Origin of the sequence: Staphylococcus sp. HMSC059F04 (assembly GCF_001812565.1) — a bacterium.
Classification (GTDB): Bacteria; Bacillota; Bacilli; order Staphylococcales; family Staphylococcaceae; genus Staphylococcus; species Staphylococcus lugdunensis.
This window is the reverse complement of sequence record NZ_KV809480.1, coordinates 61232-81920: the sequence shown is the minus strand read 5'-3', so window position 1 is coordinate 81920 and position 20689 is coordinate 61232. Positions and strand designations below refer to the sequence as shown.

At 32.5% G+C, this 20689-nt stretch carries 22 protein-coding genes and 2 tRNA genes; 3 read left to right on the top strand and 21 right to left on the bottom strand.

Going from position 1 to position 20689, the window contains the following annotated elements; all coding sequences use genetic code 11:
- Position 1: 1 nt before the first annotated feature.
- The 18 genes from HMPREF2864_RS11040 to HMPREF2864_RS10955 all read right to left on the bottom strand — a co-directional run bounded on the left by HMPREF2864_RS11040 (position 2) and on the right by HMPREF2864_RS10955 (position 15492).
- Positions 2 to 72, bottom strand: a tRNA-Gly gene (locus tag HMPREF2864_RS11040).
- Positions 73 to 88: 16 nt separating this feature from the next.
- A tRNA-Leu gene (locus tag HMPREF2864_RS11035) sits at positions 89 to 174 on the bottom strand.
- Positions 175 to 481: 307 nt separating this feature from the next.
- A complete protein-coding gene (locus HMPREF2864_RS11030; RefSeq protein WP_070572232.1) occupies positions 482 to 940 on the bottom strand; it encodes a SprT family protein in 459 nt (152 codons plus the stop codon).
- Positions 933 to 3083, bottom strand: coding sequence for a Tex family protein (locus tag HMPREF2864_RS11025; protein WP_070544702.1), 2151 nt, complete (start codon positions 3081 to 3083; stop codon positions 933 to 935). The genes HMPREF2864_RS11030 and HMPREF2864_RS11025 overlap by 8 nt, the downstream gene beginning before the upstream one ends.
- Before the next feature lie 118 nt (positions 3084 to 3201).
- Positions 3202 to 3972 (bottom strand): RNA polymerase sigma factor SigB, encoded by a 771-nt coding sequence (gene sigB, locus HMPREF2864_RS11020; RefSeq protein WP_002461188.1) that lies wholly within the window; start codon positions 3970 to 3972, stop codon positions 3202 to 3204.
- Positions 3947 to 4426 carry an anti-sigma B factor RsbW gene (gene rsbW, locus HMPREF2864_RS11015; RefSeq protein WP_012990787.1) on the bottom strand — a complete coding sequence of 160 codons (480 nt, stop codon included), beginning with the start codon at positions 4424 to 4426 and terminating at the stop codon, positions 3947 to 3949. Before rsbW ends, sigB begins: the two co-directional genes overlap by 26 nt.
- 1 nt (position 4427) lies before the next feature.
- Complete coding sequence (locus HMPREF2864_RS11010) at positions 4428 to 4754, bottom strand: anti-sigma factor antagonist (protein ID WP_002461190.1); 327 nt, start codon at positions 4752 to 4754, stop codon at positions 4428 to 4430.
- A gap of 90 nt (positions 4755 to 4844) precedes the next feature.
- Positions 4845 to 5846 (bottom strand): SpoIIE family protein phosphatase, encoded by a 1002-nt coding sequence (locus HMPREF2864_RS11005; RefSeq protein WP_002461191.1) that lies wholly within the window; start codon positions 5844 to 5846, stop codon positions 4845 to 4847.
- 433 nt (positions 5847 to 6279) lie between these two features.
- Positions 6280 to 6630: a type II toxin-antitoxin system PemK/MazF family toxin gene (locus HMPREF2864_RS11000; protein WP_002461192.1), complete on the bottom strand. Its 351-nt coding sequence runs from the start codon at positions 6628 to 6630 to the stop codon at positions 6280 to 6282.
- A complete protein-coding gene (gene mazE, locus HMPREF2864_RS10995) occupies positions 6627 to 6797 on the bottom strand; it encodes a type II toxin-antitoxin system antitoxin MazE (RefSeq protein WP_002461193.1) in 171 nt (56 codons plus the stop codon). Before mazE ends, HMPREF2864_RS11000 begins: the two co-directional genes overlap by 4 nt.
- Before the next feature lie 86 nt (positions 6798 to 6883).
- On the bottom strand, positions 6884 to 8032 hold the full coding sequence (gene alr / locus HMPREF2864_RS10990; protein ID WP_037543565.1) for an alanine racemase: 1149 nt from the start codon (positions 8030 to 8032) through the stop codon (positions 6884 to 6886).
- A 47-nt stretch (positions 8033 to 8079) separates the two neighbouring features.
- Positions 8080 to 8472 (bottom strand): holo-ACP synthase, encoded by a 393-nt coding sequence (gene acpS / locus HMPREF2864_RS10985; protein WP_002461196.1) that lies wholly within the window; start codon positions 8470 to 8472, stop codon positions 8080 to 8082.
- A gap of 11 nt (positions 8473 to 8483) precedes the next feature.
- Entirely contained in the window at positions 8484 to 8996 is a 513-nt protein-coding gene (locus HMPREF2864_RS10980) for a PH domain-containing protein (protein ID WP_002461197.1), read from the bottom strand.
- Positions 8983 to 10497 carry a PH domain-containing protein gene (locus tag HMPREF2864_RS10975; protein WP_070572229.1) on the bottom strand — a complete coding sequence of 505 codons (1515 nt, stop codon included), beginning with the start codon at positions 10495 to 10497 and terminating at the stop codon, positions 8983 to 8985. Before HMPREF2864_RS10975 ends, HMPREF2864_RS10980 begins: the two co-directional genes overlap by 14 nt.
- Positions 10490 to 10972: a PH domain-containing protein gene (locus tag HMPREF2864_RS10970; protein WP_070544700.1), complete on the bottom strand. Its 483-nt coding sequence runs from the start codon at positions 10970 to 10972 to the stop codon at positions 10490 to 10492. Before HMPREF2864_RS10970 ends, HMPREF2864_RS10975 begins: the two co-directional genes overlap by 8 nt.
- A 324-nt stretch (positions 10973 to 11296) precedes the next feature.
- Positions 11297 to 12811, bottom strand: a complete 1515-nt coding sequence (locus HMPREF2864_RS10965) for a degradosome RNA helicase CshA (RefSeq protein WP_002461201.1) — start codon at positions 12809 to 12811, stop codon at positions 11297 to 11299.
- Positions 12812 to 13045: 234 nt separating this feature from the next.
- Entirely contained in the window at positions 13046 to 14404 is a 1359-nt protein-coding gene (gene murF / locus HMPREF2864_RS10960; protein WP_070544699.1) for a UDP-N-acetylmuramoyl-tripeptide--D-alanyl-D-alanine ligase, read from the bottom strand.
- A 17-nt stretch (positions 14405 to 14421) separates the two neighbouring features.
- Positions 14422 to 15492, bottom strand: coding sequence for a D-alanine--D-alanine ligase (locus HMPREF2864_RS10955; protein ID WP_002461204.1), 1071 nt, complete (start codon positions 15490 to 15492; stop codon positions 14422 to 14424).
- 355 nt (positions 15493 to 15847) lie between these two features.
- Here HMPREF2864_RS10955 and HMPREF2864_RS10950 point away from each other — a divergent pair, with 355 nt between their 5' ends.
- Positions 15848 to 17038 (top strand): FtsW/RodA/SpoVE family cell cycle protein, encoded by a 1191-nt coding sequence (locus tag HMPREF2864_RS10950; protein WP_002461205.1) that lies wholly within the window; start codon positions 15848 to 15850, stop codon positions 17036 to 17038.
- A 413-nt stretch (positions 17039 to 17451) separates the two neighbouring features.
- On the opposite strand, the gene HMPREF2864_RS12090 is transcribed toward HMPREF2864_RS10950, so the two are convergent.
- The 3 genes from HMPREF2864_RS12090 to csoR form a co-directional block, all read right to left on the bottom strand.
- Positions 17452 to 17589: an Lmo0850 family protein gene (locus HMPREF2864_RS12090; protein ID WP_002461206.1), complete on the bottom strand. Its 138-nt coding sequence runs from the start codon at positions 17587 to 17589 to the stop codon at positions 17452 to 17454.
- 90 nt (positions 17590 to 17679) lie between these two features.
- A complete protein-coding gene (locus tag HMPREF2864_RS10945; protein WP_002461207.1) occupies positions 17680 to 17892 on the bottom strand; it encodes a putative copper chaperone CsoZ in 213 nt (70 codons plus the stop codon).
- Between the two features lie 12 nt (positions 17893 to 17904).
- On the bottom strand, positions 17905 to 18198 hold the full coding sequence (gene csoR / locus HMPREF2864_RS10940) for a copper-sensing transcriptional repressor CsoR (protein WP_002492098.1): 294 nt from the start codon (positions 18196 to 18198) through the stop codon (positions 17905 to 17907).
- Positions 18199 to 18363: 165 nt separating this feature from the next.
- On the opposite strand from csoR, the gene cls reads away from it, so the two are divergent.
- A complete protein-coding gene (cls, locus tag HMPREF2864_RS10935) occupies positions 18364 to 19848 on the top strand; it encodes a cardiolipin synthase (protein WP_002461210.1) in 1485 nt (494 codons plus the stop codon).
- A 121-nt stretch (positions 19849 to 19969) separates the two neighbouring features.
- The gene (locus HMPREF2864_RS10930) at positions 19970 to 20611 is read left to right on the top strand and encodes an HD domain-containing protein (RefSeq protein WP_002492092.1); all 642 of its coding nucleotides are present in this window, start codon (positions 19970 to 19972) and stop codon (positions 20609 to 20611) included.
- Positions 20612 to 20689: the final 78 nt, after the last annotated feature.

Below are 20689 nucleotides of genomic sequence, written 5' to 3'. Positions count from 1 at the left end.
GAGCGGGTGATGGGAATCGAACCCACAACATCAGCTTGGAAGGCTGAGGTTTTGCCATTAAACTACACCCGCATATATAATAGATGATTGGTGCGGCCGAGAGGACTTGAACCTCCACGGGATTTCTCCCACTAGGCCCTCAACCTAGCGCGTCTGCCATTCCGCCACGACCGCTGGCAAAACGCAATAAACTTATTCGTCTATCGAGAACAATAATAATTGTAATAGATTTGTAATTCAAAGTCAATTATAAATTAACTTTAATTTTACCTTCTTAACAACTTGTCAAATTCATAACTACTGTCTAGCACAACACTATCCATAATACTATTATTACATCCTTATGTCAATACTTTTAATAATATAAAAAAGCCTAATCTTCTTAGTAAATTTGTTAATCACCATAAGCTTTTATTACACACATATGGCTATAGTGTTTCCTAATTTAATTTTGAAGATTAGACTTTCTCTATATCGTTTATTATTTTCTAAAATCCTGATTTAGTTTTAATTTCCCATTACATTTGCCACATCTCATGATTAAGATATTCACTTTTTTAATTCTTAAGTATGTTACGCCACATCTTTTACATTGGTATTCATAATTAGCACGCTCTTGATAACTTTTGATTGCAGAACAAAATCTCGGTGCACCGACTGTGGCACTCAGTTCTTTGAAGTCATTATCTTTGTGCTGATATCCTTTGCCAGATAAATGCAAATGATAGTGACATAGTTCATGTTTAATAATATCCTTTAATGCCTTTAGTCCGTAATATTTATATTGCATAGGGTTAAGCTCAATATTATGCGTTTTTAAAATATATCTGCCACCAGTCGTTCTTAGTCTGTTGTTAAAATACGCTTCGTGCTCAAATATTTTATTAAAATACTGCTTAGATATAGTTTCAGTTAGATTTTGCAATTCGTCATTATTCATTTGGATTAACCATTGTTAATGATACTTTTCCTTTTTGCTCATCTATATCTATTATCCATACATCAACAATATCTCCTACAGTTACAATATCCATTGGGTTTTTGACATATTTATTAGATAGTTTAGATATATGAACCAGTCCATCTTGTTTAACACCAATATCAACAAACGCACCAAAATCAACGACATTTCTCACAGTTCCACTTAATTTCATTCCTTTTGATAAGTCTGCTATTGAAAGTACATCTGATTTTAACAGTGGTGTTTCGAACTCGTCTCGTGGATCTCTGTGTGGTGCTTTTAAAGATTCAATAATGTCTTCTAATGTTGGAATACCTATATTTAATTTTGTAGAAAGTGAATTCACATCTAATTTACTTAATTTTTCTTTTAGTCCTTTCGTTCCTAACTCATTGATATCTAAATTCAGTTGCTGAAGTAATTGATATGTCGCTTGGTAACTTTCTGGATGGATAGACGTATTATCCAGTGGCTCTGTTCCATCGATGATACGTAAAAATCCAATGCTTTGTTCAAATGTTTTAGCACCTAATCTTTTTACTTTACTGATTTCTTTATTATGCTTAATAGCACCATGTTGTTCACGGTAATCTATAATATTTTGTGCGATTGGTGCCGTTAAGCCGGATACATATTGCAATAATGATTTTGATGCTGTATTAACGTCAACACCAACCTGGTTCACAGCTGTTTCAACAACAAATGCAAGTGCCTGCTCAAGTTCTTTTTGATTAACATCATGTTGATATTGCCCAACACCAATTGATTTTGGATCTATTTTAACTAATTCGCTCAACGGATCTTGAACTCGACGACCTATTGAAACTGCACTTCTTTCTTCTACTTGAAAGTTAGGAAACTCATTACGAGCTACTTCAGAAGCAGAATATACAGATGCACCTGCTTCATTGACGATAATAAATTGAACTGATAATTGGTATTCTTGAATAACTTGTGCTACAAATTGTTCTGTCTCACGACTAGCAGTACCATTTCCTATTGCAATCAATTCTACATTATAATCTCTAATCATTTTTAATAGTATGTTTTTTGCCTCTTGGCCTTTAGATACAGGAGGATGTGGATACATCACATTCTTAGCAACAAAAGTGCCAAATGGATTAATTACTGCCAATTTACATCCTGTTCTAAATGCGGGATCAATCCCTAAAATTTGTTTACCACGCATTGGTGGTTGTAGTAATAAATGACGTAAATTCTCACTAAAAACATCAATTGCATGATGTTCTGCTTTATTAGTAAGATCTGATCTTATCTCTCGTTCAATTGATGGCATTACTAAACGTTTCAAACTATCGCTTATTGCCTCTTGAATAATACGACTTGCTTCAGTTTGATATTTTATTTCTCTTTTAGCAATAAACTGTTGAATATGCGTGATATCAAATTCAATTTTCACAGTCAATATTTTTTCTTTTTCTCCACGATTCACCGCTAAAACTCTATGGTTAGCTATTTTTTTAATAGGTTCGGAATAATCATAATACATTGAAAAAATTTCTTTTTCATCTTCCGCTTTTTTCTTTTTTGTCGTAACCAATTGCCCTTGATGGTACACATCTTTTAACAGTTTTGTACGATATGAAGGTTGATCTGCAATACGTTCAGCAATAATATCTTGCGCACCTTGGATAGCTTCTTCAACAGCGTTTACCTCTTCATTTAAGAATGAGGCTGCTTTTGTTGTTATATCTACGTCTAGTTTAGGTAACAGTAACCAGTCTACAAACGGTTCTAATCCTTTACGTTTTGCCTCGGTTGCTCGTGTTTTTTTCTTTTGTTTGTAAGGCCGATATAAATCTTCAACACGCTGTAATTTAGTCTGTTTTAAGATGTCTTGTTTTAATTCTTCTGTAAGCAATCCCTGTTGTTCTATATTATTAATCACTTCTTCTTTACGCTTTTGTAAATGTGCTACATATTGATATTCATCAGCTATTTGTTTTATTTCAACTTCATCTAAACCGCCAGTAGGCTCTTTTCGATATCTAGCAATAAAAGGGACTGTATTATTATCTTCTAATAATGATAATACTGCAGTAATTTGTTTTTTTGAAAATGAATACTTTTGTTCGATAGTTGCAATTAATTGATTGTCCATTGTTTTACCACACTTTTCTAGAAATTCATGCTTATTTTAACATATATTGATATCATCTTCTGATTTAAAAGATATTCATAGAAAAAACAGAGACCTTTACAAATGATGGTCTCTGCTTTTATTGTTTTGCAGCTTGTTGTAATTTTTTTATTGCCGTCCGTTGTAGTCGTGATACATGCATTTGACTCAGTCCTATACGCTCGCCAGTTTCTTTCTGACTCAAACCTTCTATAAATGTACATTGAATAATTTCTCGTTCACGCTCAGATAGAATAGGTAAAATACGTTCTAAAATCATTCTTTTTTCGGTCAAGTCGTAATTATCATCTTGCTGACCCATGATATCTAATAAAGTTACTGTTGACCCATCTTTATCAGCTTCAATCGAATGATCAACACTTAGCGCATTGTAACTTTGCCCCATTTCCATTGCTTCAAGCACTTCTTCTTCTGTAACTTCAAGTCTATTTGCAATTTCTGTAATAGAAGGTGATCGTTCTAGTTCATTTGTTAACTCATCGCTAACTTTTTTAATTCTAGGTCCAATCTCTTTAATACGTCGAGGCACATGTACACTCCATGTCTTGTCTCTTAAATATCGTTTGATTTCACCAATAACAGTTGGCACCAAGAATGCTTCAAATTTTCGATCGAACGAAATATCAAATCGATTGATTGCACCTATTAATCCAACCATTCCCACTTGAACTAAATCTTCATGATGTGATTGCCCTTTAGAATACTTGTAAGCAAGTGATTCAATTAACTTGCGATAATGTTTCACCAATTTATCTTGGGCTTCTGTACTCTTGTCTTCTTGATGCTCTTTAATCCATTGGTTTATTTGTTCAGGTGAAGTGTCATTAATTGATTTCGACTCTTTCGTCATTTTTTGGCACCTGCTCTTTTTTTATATTCTTAATCATACTGATCGTAACACCAGATTCTTTACAGACAGTAACTTCATCCATTAAAGATTCAATTAAAAATAAACCTAGCCCACCTTCACGTAAAAAGTCAATATTCTCATTATTATTATATGGCCCTAATTTTGCTTTAGTTGCTTCATAATCAAAGCTTTCTCCTTGATCGGAAATAACGATTTTAATTTGATTTTCTAGAATTTCAAAGCAAAGATTAATTCTACCGTTTTCTTGTTCGTTTTTATAAGCATGTTTTACTGCATTGGTCACCGCTTCACTCACAGCGATTTTGGCGTCTTCTATATCATCATATGATGCACCTGCTCTGGAAAACACGCCCGACAACGTTAAGCGAATTAAGCTTACATATTCAGCTGAAGCTGGTAATCTCATTTCAATATAATCGTGATTTCCAAGCATTTTATTCAACCTCCGTCCCTTCATTAACATGCATTAAATCTTTTAATCCTGTAATATCAAAAAGTCTACTAATTCGATCTGTCACGCCTAAAATATAAAGTTCTTTATTATGTTGATTTAATGCTTTTAGTGTTCCAACAAATAAGCCCAGACCAGTAGAGTCCATATAACTCACATTTGCTAAATTTACGTGAATATCTTTATCTCCTTCTTGTCGCATTGGAACTAAAACTTCTTCCAATTCTGGTACTGTATAGACATCCAGTTCACCAGCTACATTAACTTCATAATATTTTTCAAATGATTGAGTTTCTACATTAAGGTTCATATATTTACACTCCTAAATAAATTCATTTCACAAAATACATACGCTCTATTTATACCCACAACAATATTGTTATAACCACATTTTTTTATGCTAATTTACTCTTTTGATAATCAAAATTGTCATATCATCACGCTTGTTCGGATTTTGTATTTTTAAAATTGCTTCATATAGTAATTGTACAATATCTTGCGGATGCATATGTTTATATTTATGAATTAGATTTAATAAGTCCTTTTTTGAAATAAACTCACCCATTGAGTTTCGAGCTTCGGTTACGCCATCGGTAAAGATAATGATTAAATCATTGAGATTAACTGCAATTTCTTGTTGGTGATAACGTGTATTTTGACTTACACCCAATACGCGACCACGCACTTCAATTTCTTCAAATTCCTCGGTTTCCGCTCGATAAATATAACCTGGCTCATGCCCCGCCGAGCTGCAGTATAGTAAATGATTCATTTCCTCATATAAACCATAGAACATAGTTACAAACATATTTTGGTTAACATTTTTTTCAACAACTCGATTTAGTCGCTTCAATCCATCACTTGGCAATTGAGAGTGCCCATATGAGTCCATACCAAATTTGATCATACTCATAGCTAATGCGGCTGGAATACCTTTACCGATGACATCTGCAATCGCAAAACTCATCGTTCCGTCTTTATGGTCAATCAAATTAAAATAATCTCCACTTACTTTTTGTGCAGCAACTGATATGACGCCAATTTGTATACTGTCAAATTGTGGTATGTCAGCCTTTAACATAGTTTGTTGCAATCTAGAAGCTAAATCAATTTCTTTATCGTGGAATTGTAATTTATTTACTAACTTTTGATAATCTCGATAGCTGTAGCCAAATCCTCTAACTACTTCTTTTAAGACGTCTAATGTATCTAAAATTTTATGTTCTTCTAAGCTAAGAGAAGATATATAATTCTTATGTATTTCCACAATATCTTCAGGCAAAATATCTTTTTTAATCACTTCACTCGTGTAGTTTTCACATTTTTCTAGTAGCTGAGGTTGCACACCAGTAGCAATGCTTTCGTCTAATAATTCTTTATAGTGTTTTTTAAATTCTTCCACGACGTTTCCTCCTTACTACAACATTCATTATTACTTCAATGAAACGACCATTTATTTAACATAGGCTAAACATGAAACATTTTGCTCTAATAAGTCAAGAGTACCATAATAGCATAAGCAAATGGCAATAAAAACCTAGCTACTATTCTATCAGCTACATTTAATTTCTTTAATTTTTACTTAACACGTAGTCATTTTAAGCCAAAAAAAACTTTAGGGAATACCTAAAGTTTAAACTCAAGACATTCTTTACCATTAACTTTTCAAGCTATTAAACAACGCTTAAGATTTGTTTCAGCTCAAGTATAAAATGTATGAGTATGTTTGATTAGAAGTATGTTAACTATGTTACATGAGCATTTAAAAGTTTCGAAAACAATGACCTATTGCATATATAAAACTTTGAGTAATACATATATCTAATTCAAAAAATTTAATGATAGTTATGTAAACCTAGACTAATGTCTAGGGCATGATCTACTTCTTTCATTTTATCCTCAGAGAGATAAGTAAGTTTTTCTTTTAATCTTTTTTTATCTAATGTTCGTATTTGCTCTAACAGAATAACAGAATCTTTATCTAACTTATATTTCTTTTTACCTATTTCCACATGAGTGGGTATTTTCGCTTTATTAATCCTTCCAGTAATTGCAGCTACAATTACAGTTGGACTATATTTATTACCGGTGTCATTTTGAATGATGACAACTGGTCTTACTCCCCCTTGTTCAGACCCTTGTACCGGTGATAAATCAGCTAAATATACATCGCCGCGTCTAATCATTCACTCTGATGATTGGAAGTTAGATAAGTTTCATTGCAATCACAAGCTTCACATTCAATTGGGAAAGCCTCTGTTGCTAGGGAGAGATTAAGGTCTGCCATCTGAGCATACCCTTCTTTTAATGACTGTTCTAGACTATGACTACGATTTTGATTAAAAGTTAGCATAAGAAGAACCTCCAGTGATTCTAAAAAAGTTATTATTAAACCTTTAGTTAGTTTAATAATAACAAATTTTAGATGGAGTGACTACACTATTTTAATAAATCATTAATAATATATTCTTTATTATCAAATTTGTAAATTCTTGGCAAGCGTCGTCCAAGGTTGCATAGCACCTCATAATTGATTGTTTTTTGTTGTTTTGCAATTGCATCTACTGATTGTATGCTATCCTGTTGTTTACTTATAACACATACTTCATCGCCTTCAACAATATCATCATTAATTTTAATGATTGTTTGATCCATACAAACACGGCCAATCACTTCACATTGCTGTCCTTTCACATTTACAAAATGCCCTTGCATTATTCTCAAATAACCATCTGCATAGCCAATTGGTATGATACCTATTTTTATAGGTGATTGCGCTGTATAAGTACTGCCATAGCTGACTGACTCACCAGGTTGTAGTTCTTTTGTTTGTACAATTTGGGTCATTAACTCAACACTAGGTTGAAGTTCAATGTCAGTCTCTTCCTTTACATACTCTGATGGATAGTAACCATATAGTGAAATACCTAACCTTACAGCATTACAAATATCTGCATCTATCATCAATGCACCAGCAGAATTTTGTGCGTGAACATAACGTGGCATATCCGTTGAAGTTACCCATGTTTTAAAACATTGATATTGCTGTTGTGCAGAATCTCCTGGTTCATCTGCACATGCAAAATGTGTATAGACACCTTCAAAAACAAGATGCTCGTGCTGTTCTATTAAATGAATGGTTTGGTGGTATTCTGCTTGGTTTTTAATACCTAAGCGTCCCATGCCTGTATCAAGTTTAATATGCAACCACAGTCTTTTCTCATTATCATCATTGATAGCTTTAATAGCAGATGATAACCATGATTTTGAAGGGACTGTTATTGCAACTCTATGTTGAATTGCTTTATTAATATCTTCTATAGGTATAACTCCTAAAATCAATATTTGTGCTTTGATTCCATGCATGCGCAATTCTATCGCTTCATCTAAAGTTGCTACAGCAAAAAAAGAAGCGCCATGGTCCACTAAATATTGAGCAATTTGCACACTTCCTAAACCATAGCCGTTCGCTTTAATTACTGGTATCACTGTCTTATTATCATGTAACTGAGTGAATTGTCGGTAATTGTTATTAATTGCAGCTAAATCGACGTTGATATAGGTGTTTCTATAATACTTATCTGACATGTTATGTCCTCCTCGAAATGACCGTAACATATTATAAATGGATATTATCATATCTCATTTTTCTTATTTTTATTATATGCCGCTTCATCCATTTTTTCTAATAAAACTTGACTCATAGCATAATGATCACTATGTGTAATACTTACATGCACTTTAAATCCTGGATAGTCGATACATGGTTTTCCATAATCATCGTTATAACAATGGATATCATGAAAAGCAACAGTTTTACCTAGTCCAGTACCTAAAGCCTTACTAAATGCTTCCTTTGTTGTGAAACGTCCAGCTAAAAATTCAAGTTTTCTACGTTCGCTTGAAAAACTATGATAGCGCTGTTGTTCTCCAGGAGATAAAATACGTTCAATTAATTTGGGTTGTTTATCATTTAATCGTTGAACACGTTCAATTTCAATTAAATCAATACCTATTCCATAAATCATCTATTTAACCCTCATTCTATGTCATTATTTTCATTATCAATGTTATCTTCATCAGATTGCTCAGCTTTTTGTTGTCGAATCATTTGTTTTAGGCGCTGTGCCTCTACTTTATTAATTAATTCTACACTTGGAAAGCCACCAGCAGTAAAAAGTTTTACAGTTGCTAAATCATAAAATTGCATTAAAAAGCCTTCAGTAATATCGATGTTTTGAATTCTAAATAGTGGTATTGCTTGTGTTGAAACAAATATAATACCCGTCCGAATGTAAATTACATCAGCTTCTAATGAATAGCGAAAATTTTTATATTTTAACCAAGGATTCACAACAATAAAAATAACAATATATACACTAAAAAATATCGCTAGTCCAATGCTAATTTGCATTAAAGTTAGCCAGTGTAATAAAAAATAATTTATTAATATTGCTGCAATCAAAATGATACTTATAATTAGTAAAGTTATTGTTGCTGCAATACGCATGATTTTAGGTCCATTTTGATTCATATGATTATAAGTTGTCATTTGATTCACCTCTTAAAAATGTCGAAGTAACATTTTCAACTTTATGCTCATCTTCAAATTTCAACGTCACACCCTGGAAAATTGCACCTTTGGCTAGAATAAAGTTTATTGTAGCGAGACGAGCACGTTGTAAAAATGGGTGTTGTTCAGTTTCAATTTCAAGTATTTTATCTTTTTTAAAGTAATAACTATTTAACGTTAAAAATGTCAGTTCACTTACTGCAATTTCACTGTCATTTTGCGCCATTCCTGAACATTTAAAGTAGACCCAAGCATGTAATATTCTTATCAAAATTAATACTGCTGCAATCCCAAAGCTCCAAACACTCCAAAAATAGGTACCGATACTTGCTAAAATTAATATGATCACTGAAAAGATGAAGAAGTGTCGATGAAAACTTCTTAAAGGCATGCCTTTATCAATTTTGATAAAATCCATTTCTGGCACTAAATCAGCTAATATGCGATAAGCCTCATGCTGTTTAATAAAAGGTAAAATCATAACTCTACCTTTTGTACTGACATCTACTTCTGAAGTGACATCTGAATCGCTCGTAATAATAAAATGTATAGATGTATATCCAAATAATTTGCGTAATAACGACTGTTTTTCAACGACAGCCTGCAATCTATCAGTTGGTACTGTTATATTTTTTACATTTAGTAATCCATAAGATACTTTTAACTGACTATGCGATTGTGTCACTGTGTAATGATAGTACCGAATCATCATAATCGCCGTTCCTACAATATAACTTACGATAATAAGGGCAACAGTAATGACAAATACAATTTTAAATGCTGAATTCACCCAACTTAATATACCGTGAGTCAAACTATCCCATGGTATAAAGTCTTCTACCGAATTAAATATTGGACTGAGTGCTGCAAATGTCACACCAACAGCTCCACTTGTTAAAGCCATTAATAATAAAGTCTTAAAGGACATTTTAAATATAATGTTTTGATTATCTGTTTGTTCATTGTCAAGTGATTGTGTATCTTGTAAATCATGTTTCTTATTTTCAAGTTGTAAGTCACCTTTTTGCAGTAATTCGAGTTGTTTATCTCGAATTGATTGTTCAATCATTTGGCTTTGTGATTTCGTAATTGTTTCTAATTCCACGCCATCGCTTGGCGTTTTTATTTGCAATTTGACACCATTAACAAGTTGATCGATAACACCTTGAGTGGTTTCAAACGACTGGATTTTTCGGACATTTAATTCTTTTCTATTTTTGTTAAAAACCCCATGTGTGACAATGAAGTGATTATCTTCTAACCAATATCTTGTACTATATACTTCTAAAATTTGTGACACTAACGATATTATAAAGAACATCAGCACTATACCTAACCCAATATAATCACGAATTTCTGAGAAATCAAATTGCCATATATTCACACCTACGACAATGGCAAATAAAATAATATTTTGTTTTATTGCATTATAAATACAGTTAATATAGGAAATAATATGTAATTTTTGAGGATTAGACATCTGTATCTACACCTCTCAAACCTTGTATGATTTTATCCTGTAATCGCAATGCTTCAGCTTCCGAAACAATAGGAAAACTAATTTCATGACCGGCAGTTGGTATTACTAACTTATTTAATTTCAATTTATACAGCAACGGATTTGATTTAACTTCGATTTGTTGCACACGTTCGATCTTGCTCATTTTATGTTTCTTTAAAATATATGTCTTCTTAATTTCTATATTATTGCCATCAAGACGATAGTATCTATGATGGTATAAGATATATGGGCTTGCAATCAAAGTGATAAACATGAGTACTAAATAGATAGCAGCAATATATATCAACCAATGGTACCAATGATTTGTGTACCAAAAATAAGTCAAAATACTCAAAATAATAAATTCAATTACAAAGTAAAGACTATACTTTATCCAGTAATATTTTAATGCCTGCTTAGGACTTTGCTTAAAAACATTGTCACTATAATCCATAAAGAACTCCTTCCTGAAATTTACGTTCATTATATCATAGAAGTAGTGGTAATTGATGGCTACTTAATACTTCAATGGAGGCACATAAATGGATTTATAGTTATAACATATAACACTCTAAGGTTTTAAATAATAATAGGCATTAAATTTGTATATAAAAAAGGAGCGTGACAGAATTCATAATGAATTCGTAGTCCCGCCCCAGCAAGGTTGACTAGGATTGAAAAAGCTTGGTATAAGCTTATTTTCAATCCAATCAACTACTACCATTATTTAGTTCATAGTTTAAGACATGATGATGTCCCAGATTCAACAATAGGTATATTATTTTTGCATGTCAGCAAATGTACGTCCTTTTGTTGTACGATTCTTGCTTGATTTATCTTTACGATCGAAATTATTTGACTTTTTCTTATTATAATTACCTTTTGTACGTTTATTACGTGTTTCAAATTTTCCACCACGTTTTTTGTTACTTCTTCTGTGGTTTCCACCGTTCTTGCTTTGGCGATTTTTACGTGCTAAAGGTTTTTCGAATGTTAATTGAACTTCTACTTCATCATTTGCCTCAACTAATTCTTGAAGTAATGACGCAACTAATTCTGTTGAATCGTATTCTTTTAACAATTCGCTTGAAATACGTTGTAATCTTGGTTCATTATCTTTTGACATCCAGTTTTGAACTTTTTCTTTAATGTCATCCTCACGCGCTTTTAAAACTTCTTTACGATGCGGTGGTCTCAAAGCAGTCATTCTTCTACTATTAACTTCTTCAATTTGACGAATATAATCCATCTCAATTGGATTGACAAAGGTAACAGCTATACCTTCTTTACCAGCACGGCCAGTACGACCAATGCGGTGTGTATAACTTTCTGTATCTTGAGGGATATCAAAGTTATAAACGTGACTTACCCCTGAAATATCTAAACCACGCGCTGCTACATCTGTAGCAACTAAAATATCAATTTGATCATTTTTGAATTTTTTTAATACTTCTAGACGTTTGGCTTGTGTTATGTCTCCATGCAATCCTTCTGCTTTATAACCTTTTGATAATAAAGCACTTGTTAATTCATCAACACGGCGCTTTGTTCGACCAAATACAATGGCAAGTTCTGGTTGATGAACGTCTAAGAAATTAGTAAAAGTATCAAATTTTTCTAATTCTTTAACAATTGTATAATACTCGTCAATTTGAGGATCTGACATTTCATTGTTCATAGTCTTAACAATTTGAGGTGTTTTCATAAATTGTTGCACGAGTGCTTGAATCGCTTTTGGCATTGTAGCAGAGAATAGCATCGTTTGTCTTTGCTCTGCCGGTATCTTATCCATAATGAATCTCATGTCATCGATAAAGCCCATATTCATCATTTCATCAGCTTCATCTAATATCAATGTGTGAATGCCATTCGTTTTCAATGTTCTACGATTTAAATGATCAATAACTCGTCCAGGTGTTCCTACAACAATTTGAGGTCCTTTTTTAAGCGCCTTGATTTGACGGTCAATTGGCATACCTCCAAATACCGTAACAACCTGAACATTTTGTCCACGGCTAAACTCTCTTAATTGTTCTGCTACTTGCATCGCTAGTTCACGTGTAGGTGCTAAAATCAGTGATTGTACTCCTGATTTATTTACAACTTTTTCTATTAGAGGAATACCGAAAGCACCAGTTTTACCTGTACCTGTCTGTGCTTGTCCGAGGATGTCTCTTCCTTCTAATGCATAAGGGATACTGTCTTTTTGAATTGGCGTAGGTTCTTTAAACCCCATATTTTCTAGGGTTTGAACTGTTTTTTCAGAAATCCCTAAGTCTTTAAAATTTTGCAATATAATTCTCCTTTTATCTATTTATTTCTCGTCGTACTATTTACGTATACGTTCGTATTTGTTTCGTCAACTTCTTAATAGTACCACCTATATTATCTTATAGCAATAAAGGGTTTCTGCAATCAGATAGAAAAAATTTAATCATACATTGCTAAAAGCGCTTGGATAGGCTTTTTTTATAAAAAATGACCTAATTATATTTTTCAATACAATTAGGTCTTGAACTACGTTATATTAAATAATTGCGTTAACAATATCCTCTAATTTATTACCTCTAGAGCCTTTCACTAACACTTTGTCGCCAGCAACTAATTCTTTTTTCAATTGCTCTATAATTGCTTCTTTAGACTCAAAATGTTGTGCAAGTAATACATAGGGCTGTCCAGAACGATGAATATATTGTGCTTCTTCACCAAAAGTATATAGCTCATCAATATTTTTATTTTTTAAATATTCACCTATTTCTTCATGCATATGTTGACTGTTGTCACCTAACTCCAGACAATCGGCCAAAATCAATATTTTTCGTCCCTCCATATTACTTAACGTATCTATAGACGCTTTCATACTTGTTGGACTTGCATTATAGGCATCATTAATCACTGTAATTTGCTGTTCTGTTACATGTCTTTCCATGCGCATGCCAGTTAATTGGACATGTTTAATATTGTGTTGAATCATCTCATATGATAAGCCTAACTCATGTCCAACTGCAATGGCAATTGCAGCATTCCTCATATTATGAACGCCTAAAATAGGTAATTCATAATGTTCTGTATTATTAATATTAAAAGCAATACCATCATTTTGATTGGAATCAATTGTACAAACATACGTATTATGTTGTTCCAAGCCCACACTGATTAATTTCGCATGCTTTACTTGTGCTACATGTGGCTGTAATAGTGGCTCGTCCCCGTCATAAATAAAAATACCGTTATCTTTTAGTCCAGTAACAATTTCAGATTTCGCTTTTGCAATACCCGCTCTTGAACCCAAATCTTGCATATGCGATTCACCAATATTCGTAATCACGGCAATATCTGGCTCTGCAATACTAGACAATAATTCAATTTCATGAAATCCAGACATACCCATTTCTAAAATTGATATATCAGTGTCATAATCCAATTCTAAAATTGTTAAGGGCATACCAATTTCATTATTATAATTACCTTGCGTTTTTTTCACTTTAAACTGTGTTTTTAATACGCTCTCTATCATATCTTTAGTAGTCGTTTTGCCATTTGACCCTGTCACAGCTATCACTTTAGGTTGAACATAATTCAAATATGCTTTAGCAAGCTGTTGTAATGCAGTCAAAGTGTCAGAAACATAAATTAATGGTTGCTCTTCTAATGAAGAATCAATTTCTTGACCTGTTTGATAAAATGCAGCTGCAGCACCATCTTGTATACTTTGTTTAACAAAGTGATGCCCATCTACATGCTCTCCTTTAAAAGGAATAAATAACATTTGCGGTTGAACCGCACGTGAGTCAATCGTTACGCCTTTGATTTTAACATCTAAAAATTGGTCATCTATATCACAATCGATCCATGATTTAATTTGTCGCAAAGTTACTTCTATCATAATGACTTACCTCGCTCTTAGTCTATGCTATATTTATTTTTCTTTTTATCTTCGTAACGCTCTTTTGCTAATTCTATAAGTTTTGTAATTAAATCTGAATATGATAAGCCCATATTTTCCCATAAACTTGGATACATACTAAATGCAGTAAATCCAGGCATGGCATTCGTTTCATTGATGAAAATTTGGTTGTCTTCAGTTACGAAGAAATCGGCACGTACTAAACCTGAACAGTCCGTTGCTTTAAAAGCTTCTAGTGCCATATTTCTCAAAGTAAGTTGCACTTCTTGATCTAACTCTGCTGGGATTTGTAATCTAATTTTCCCATCTTTATATTTGGATTTGTAATCATAAAATGCAACATCTTTAACTACTTCTCCAGGCCAAGTCGTTTCTGGATAATCGTTACCTAAAACTGCAACTTCTACTTCACGGGCATTTATGCCTTGTTCAATTACTAATTTGCGATCAAATTGAAATGCTTCGGCAATGCCAGCTTTTAATTCTTGTTCATCGTTACATTTACTAATACCTACACTTGATCCCAAATTCGCCGGTTTAACAAAAACAGGATACTCTAATTTGTCTTTTACCAATTTAATGATATTTCCTTGATACTTTTCATATTCACTGCGTAAAAAACTAATATAAGGTAATTGTGGTAGCCCTCTATGCTCAAACAATTGTTTCATTACAAGCTTATCCATTGAGCTTGAAGCAGCTAACACGCCATTTCCGACATATGGAATATCCAATACTTCAAACAGACCTTGTATCGTACCGTCTTCCCCATTAGGTCCATGTAATAGTGGAAATACTGCATCATATGCTTCACCAGCACTACTTTGTTTTAATAATAAAGTAATATCTTCTGGCTCAACATCTGTTAAAGTAAGTTCTTCTGGAGATTCAATCGTTGCTGTTATGTTACCTTTCTTTTTCCATAAACCATCATTTGTGATATAAATAATGTCCACTAAATATTTTTCTTTATCAATAGCATTTAATACATTTTGAGCTGTTAGCTTTGAAACGTCGTGCTCCGCACTTTTACCACCATAAATAATACAAATATTTTCTTTTTTCATTATGTATTCCTCCAATATTGATTCAACATTAAGCAATTCAATACGTTATACCAGGTCAAAGTATAAAATGAATACCTTTAAATTCATTACTGTTTATACAGTATTCACACAAAATATGCGACTTAACGATCCTCTAAAGATTACTTTCTGAAACTTAATATTACCATAAAACATGAGTTGAATGCATTTGATGATATAAAGGTTATCCGAAAATTTTGTAACATTTTTAAAACGATTTACAACACGTTGTTGTGCAACTAGCTGCTATCATAGATATTCTATAGTCAAATGTTTTAATCTACAGTAAAATCATTGTATAATCAATTTAGAAACTAACGAAATTAAGGAGTTACAAATGAAATATTCATCCCGTCAAACGCCTAATAAACATTGGCTCAAACGAATAGACTGGGTGCTCATAGGTATTTTAACTATACTAGCCATTTTTAGTGTCACACTCATTAGTTCAGCAATGGGTGGCGGTCAATATAGTGCCAACTTTAGTATAAGACAAGTTATTTATTATATTTTAGGTGCCTTCATCGCTCTTATTATCATGCTTTTTTCACCTAAAAAAATTAAAAAAAATACATATTTATTATATTTTATTTTTTGTGTATTGCTTATCGGTTTACTAATTTTACCCGAAACGCCTATTACACCTGTGATTAACGGGGCATCGAGTTGGTATAGTTTTGGACCAGTAAGTATTCAACCATCAGAATTTATGAAGATTGTATTAATTTTAGCATTAGCGAAAATTGTAGAACGACATAATCGTTTTACATTCAATAAGTCACTACAATCCGATTTAGTTTTATTTTTCAAAATAATAGGTGTATCAATTATTCCTATGGCGCTCATTTTATTACAAAATGATTTAGGTACGACACTTGTTATATGTGCTGTTATAGCTGGAGTGATGTTGGTTAGTGGTATTACATGGAGATTGTTAGCACCTTTGTTTATTTCTGTCATTGTGTTTGGAAGTAGCATTATTTTAGCCATTTTATACGCACCTTCTGTAATTGAAAAGTCTTTAGGTGTTAAGATGTATCAAATGGGTCGTATTAATTCCTGGTTAGACCCCTATTCATATAGTGGTGGAGATGGCTACCACTTAACAGAATCGTTAAAAGCTATTGGCTCAGGACAGCTATTTGGTAAAGGCTATAATCATGGTGAAGTTTATATTCCTGAAAATCACACGGATTTTATTTTTTCAGTCATAGGTGAAGAAATGGGCTTTATAGGTGCAGTAATTTTACTATTTGTTTTTTTACTTTTAATTTTTCATTTAATTCGTTTAGCAATTAGAGTAGAAGCTCCTTTTAGTAAAATTTTCATCGTAGGTTATATCTCTTTGATTGTATTTCACATTCTTCAAAATATTGGTATGACAATACAGCTATTACCTATTACTGGTATTCCTCTACCCTTTATTAGCTATGGTGGTAGCTCTCTTTGGAGTTTAATGGCTGGTATCGGTGTTATTCTATCCATTTACTACCATGACGTATCAAAGTCTTCAATAAAGCTTAAATAGAGAGGTTTCAGATATAAATTACAAAGTATAGAAAGGAGCGGGACAGAATTCATTATGAATTTGTAGTCCCGCCCCCCAGTAAGGTTAACTAAAATTGAAAAAAGCTTGCTATAAGCTTATTTTCAATCCAGTCAGCTACTGCCAATATTTAGTTCATAGCTTAGCTCTTCTCTATTAATTTTCTTACATTAATTATCAATATGAAGAAACCATGTTTACTTTTGTCTTAGTTTATTCCACGAGTTCACATTTGAGTGAAAATCAGAATAACAATCATAAATTCAAAGCCAGAAAATGAGCGTATAAACTCATTTTCTGGCTTGTTTTTCTAGGAATAATATCCAATATTCCTTTTTTATAGCAATGTAAATCGACTTAAAGACGCACTCGAACCTTTGAATAAAAGTGACATGTTACTTTAGTTTATGAGTGACTGTTGCTGAGGCTGGCAAAGTATTCATTATGTCTAAACGAGATTTTGTTTTCTTAATATTTACACCTAGCGATGTTAAGTATTTAACCATGTTTTGAATTTTATCGACTTGTTTCATAATTTCACCTCGTTATATGGCCTTTCACATACATACTACCCTAATTAGCTGTCGTTTACTACATGAATTGAAAATTTATTTGAAATTATTTTATAAATCATCTATAGCATGATAGCCAGCATCATATATTTCTTTTTCAAGTGCATTTAAATTAGTTGGTGTTTCAAAAGTAACATTAACTGCACGTTCATCAAAATTGATCACTACTTCATTAACACCAATCATCTCTAATAACCTTGTTCGTAAGTTTTTCAAGTCGTCTTCACTAGTCACATTTGTAATATAAATTAATCGCTTTTCCACAATTTTCTCCTCCTAGTCTTTTAGCATTTTTTGAAATGTAACTAGCAATTCCTCCATCGCTTCAACTTCCTGCCCATCGTTTATTTTATCCATGATACAACTTTTCATATGATGCTCTAATAGTTTTGTTGCCACACTCGTTAATGCTGAGCGTGTTGCTCTTATTTGTGTTAACACATCATCACAATAAACATCATCTTCAACCATGCGATTAATTGCCCGCACTTGTCCTTCTATACGATTTAATCTAGATTTTAAATTTGCTTTTACAATTTTAGAATGATGTGCATGATCTTGTTCGTTCAAGGTAAACACCCCTTTACTCAATTACTTACTAATTATTGTATATTACAATGAGCAAATTCAACCACTTTTAACAATTACAATATGATATTTATCAACTACATGATACAATTGTATTATTCATTTAATATTGTGACAAACATAAAATGTTAGGCTAGGAGGTTCTATATGGTTGAATTCTTTTCATTAACTTTGGCACATTCTAATTTACTAATAAACATATTTTTAATTAGTGCTTTTATTTTAAACCTTATCTTTGCCTTTACAATCATCTTTATGGAAAGACGCAGCGCCGGATCAATTTGGGCTTGGTTATTAGTTCTTGTATTTCTTCCTATTATAGGTTTCATACTCTATTTACTTTTAGGTCGACAAATTCAGCGAGAACAAATATTTAAATTAAATAAAAACAACAAAATTGGTCTTGAAATGATTGTTGGTGAACAGATGAGAGCTTTAGAATCAGACAACTTTTCTAAAGGGAATCATCAAATTGTTAAATATAAAGATATGGTGCGTATGTTGTTGTATAATAATGCTGCCTTTCTAACTACTGACAACACTATTAAAATATTTACAGATGGCAAAACAAAATTCGATTCGCTCATTGATGATATCAATCATGCGAAAGATTATATACATATTCAATATTACATTTTTAAAAGTGATGACTTGGGTCATAAGATATTGACAGCTCTCGAACATAAGTTGGATGAAGGATTAGAAATTAAAATGCTATACGATGATATGGGTTCACGTGGGCTTAGAAAGAAAGATTTAAAGCATTTTCGAAACAAAGGTGGCAAAGCTGAAGCCTTCTTCCCTTCTAAATTACCATTGATTAACTTGCGTATGAATAACCGTAACCACCGTAAAATTGTCGTTATAGATGGCAAAATTGGTTATGTTGGTGGTTTTAATGTTGGCGATGAATATATTGGAAAATATAAAAAATTCGGTTACTGGAGAGATACACATCTACGCTTAGAAGGAGATTCTGTAAACGCCTTACAATTAAGGTTTATACTTGATTGGAATTCTCAAGCTGCGCGTGACAATATTGAGTACAGTGATCGTTATTTCCCAGATGTAAATTCAGGCGGCCAAAAAGGTGTTCAAATTGCCTCCAGTGGACCAGATGAAGATTGGGAACAAATTAAATATGGTTATTTAAAAATGATTTCATCTGCGAAAAAATCAATCTATATACAATCACCATATTTCATTCCTGACCAAGCCTTTTTAGACTCTATTAAAATCGCAGCACTTGGGGGTGTTGAAGTTAATATAATGATACCAAGTATGCCAGATCATCCATTCGTTTATTGGGCTACATTAAAAAATGTCGCCTCTCTATTAGAAGCTGGCGTAAACATTTATCAGTATGCCAATGGTTTCTTACATTCCAAAACTGTTGTTATCGATGATGAAATTGCTAGTGTTGGAACAACAAATATGGATCATCGAAGCTTCACACTTAACTTTGAAGTAAATGCCTTTATTTACGATGTGGATGTTGCACATCAATTGAAAACAGCCTTTATAGAAGATATGAAAGTTTCTTATAAATTGACACAAGAACTTTATAATCAACGTGGCTTAATTATTAAATTTAAAGAGGGTATTTCTCAATTATTATCCCCAATATTATGACACAAGTCACATCATTTTAATGATAAGCTTGCCTGTTGAATGTAGCTTACATTTAGCTTTAATCAGTACTATATGAGCTAATATATTTAATTATATCTGAAGAGATTTGAAGGAGTATATAATGAATTTAAAAGCGCAACTTGATTTATGTAGACAATATATGTTGGATTTTCATGCTCATGATTATAGCGGCCATGATATTGCACATGTTGAAAGAGTAACTTCCTTAGCATTAAAAATCGCTAAAGCAGAGCAATGTCAACGTATAGATATTGTTGAAATAGCTAGTCTATTGCATGATACAGTTGATAGTAAACTAACGACTAGTGATGCTGCAACAATAAAACTAGAAAATTTTTTATACTCTATTGATCTCGATACATTAACAATTAATGAAATTATTTTTATTATTAAACATTTAAGCTATCGCAACGGAGAAAATAATCAAATTCCCCTTTCTTTAGAAGGACAAATTGTTAGAGATGCTGACAGACTTGATGCAATTGGTGCTATAGGTATCGCTAGAGCATTCCAATTCGCCGGGCACTTTAATGAACCGATGTGGACAGAGTTACCAACTTCATCAATACCTTCAGCAGATGAAATAACAACCTTTGAACCATCAGCGATACGTCATTTTTACGATAAATTGCTAAAATTAAAGGATTTAATGCATACTGAAACAGCACGTAATATTGCCATACAACGCCATGATTTCATGAAACAGTTCATCAACCAATTTTTTGATGATTGGTATCAATAATAATGCAGTCGAGATAAACGTATTTTGGGTTTGAGCAGAATAGACAACTTACACTATACACTACCAATGGAAACTTCA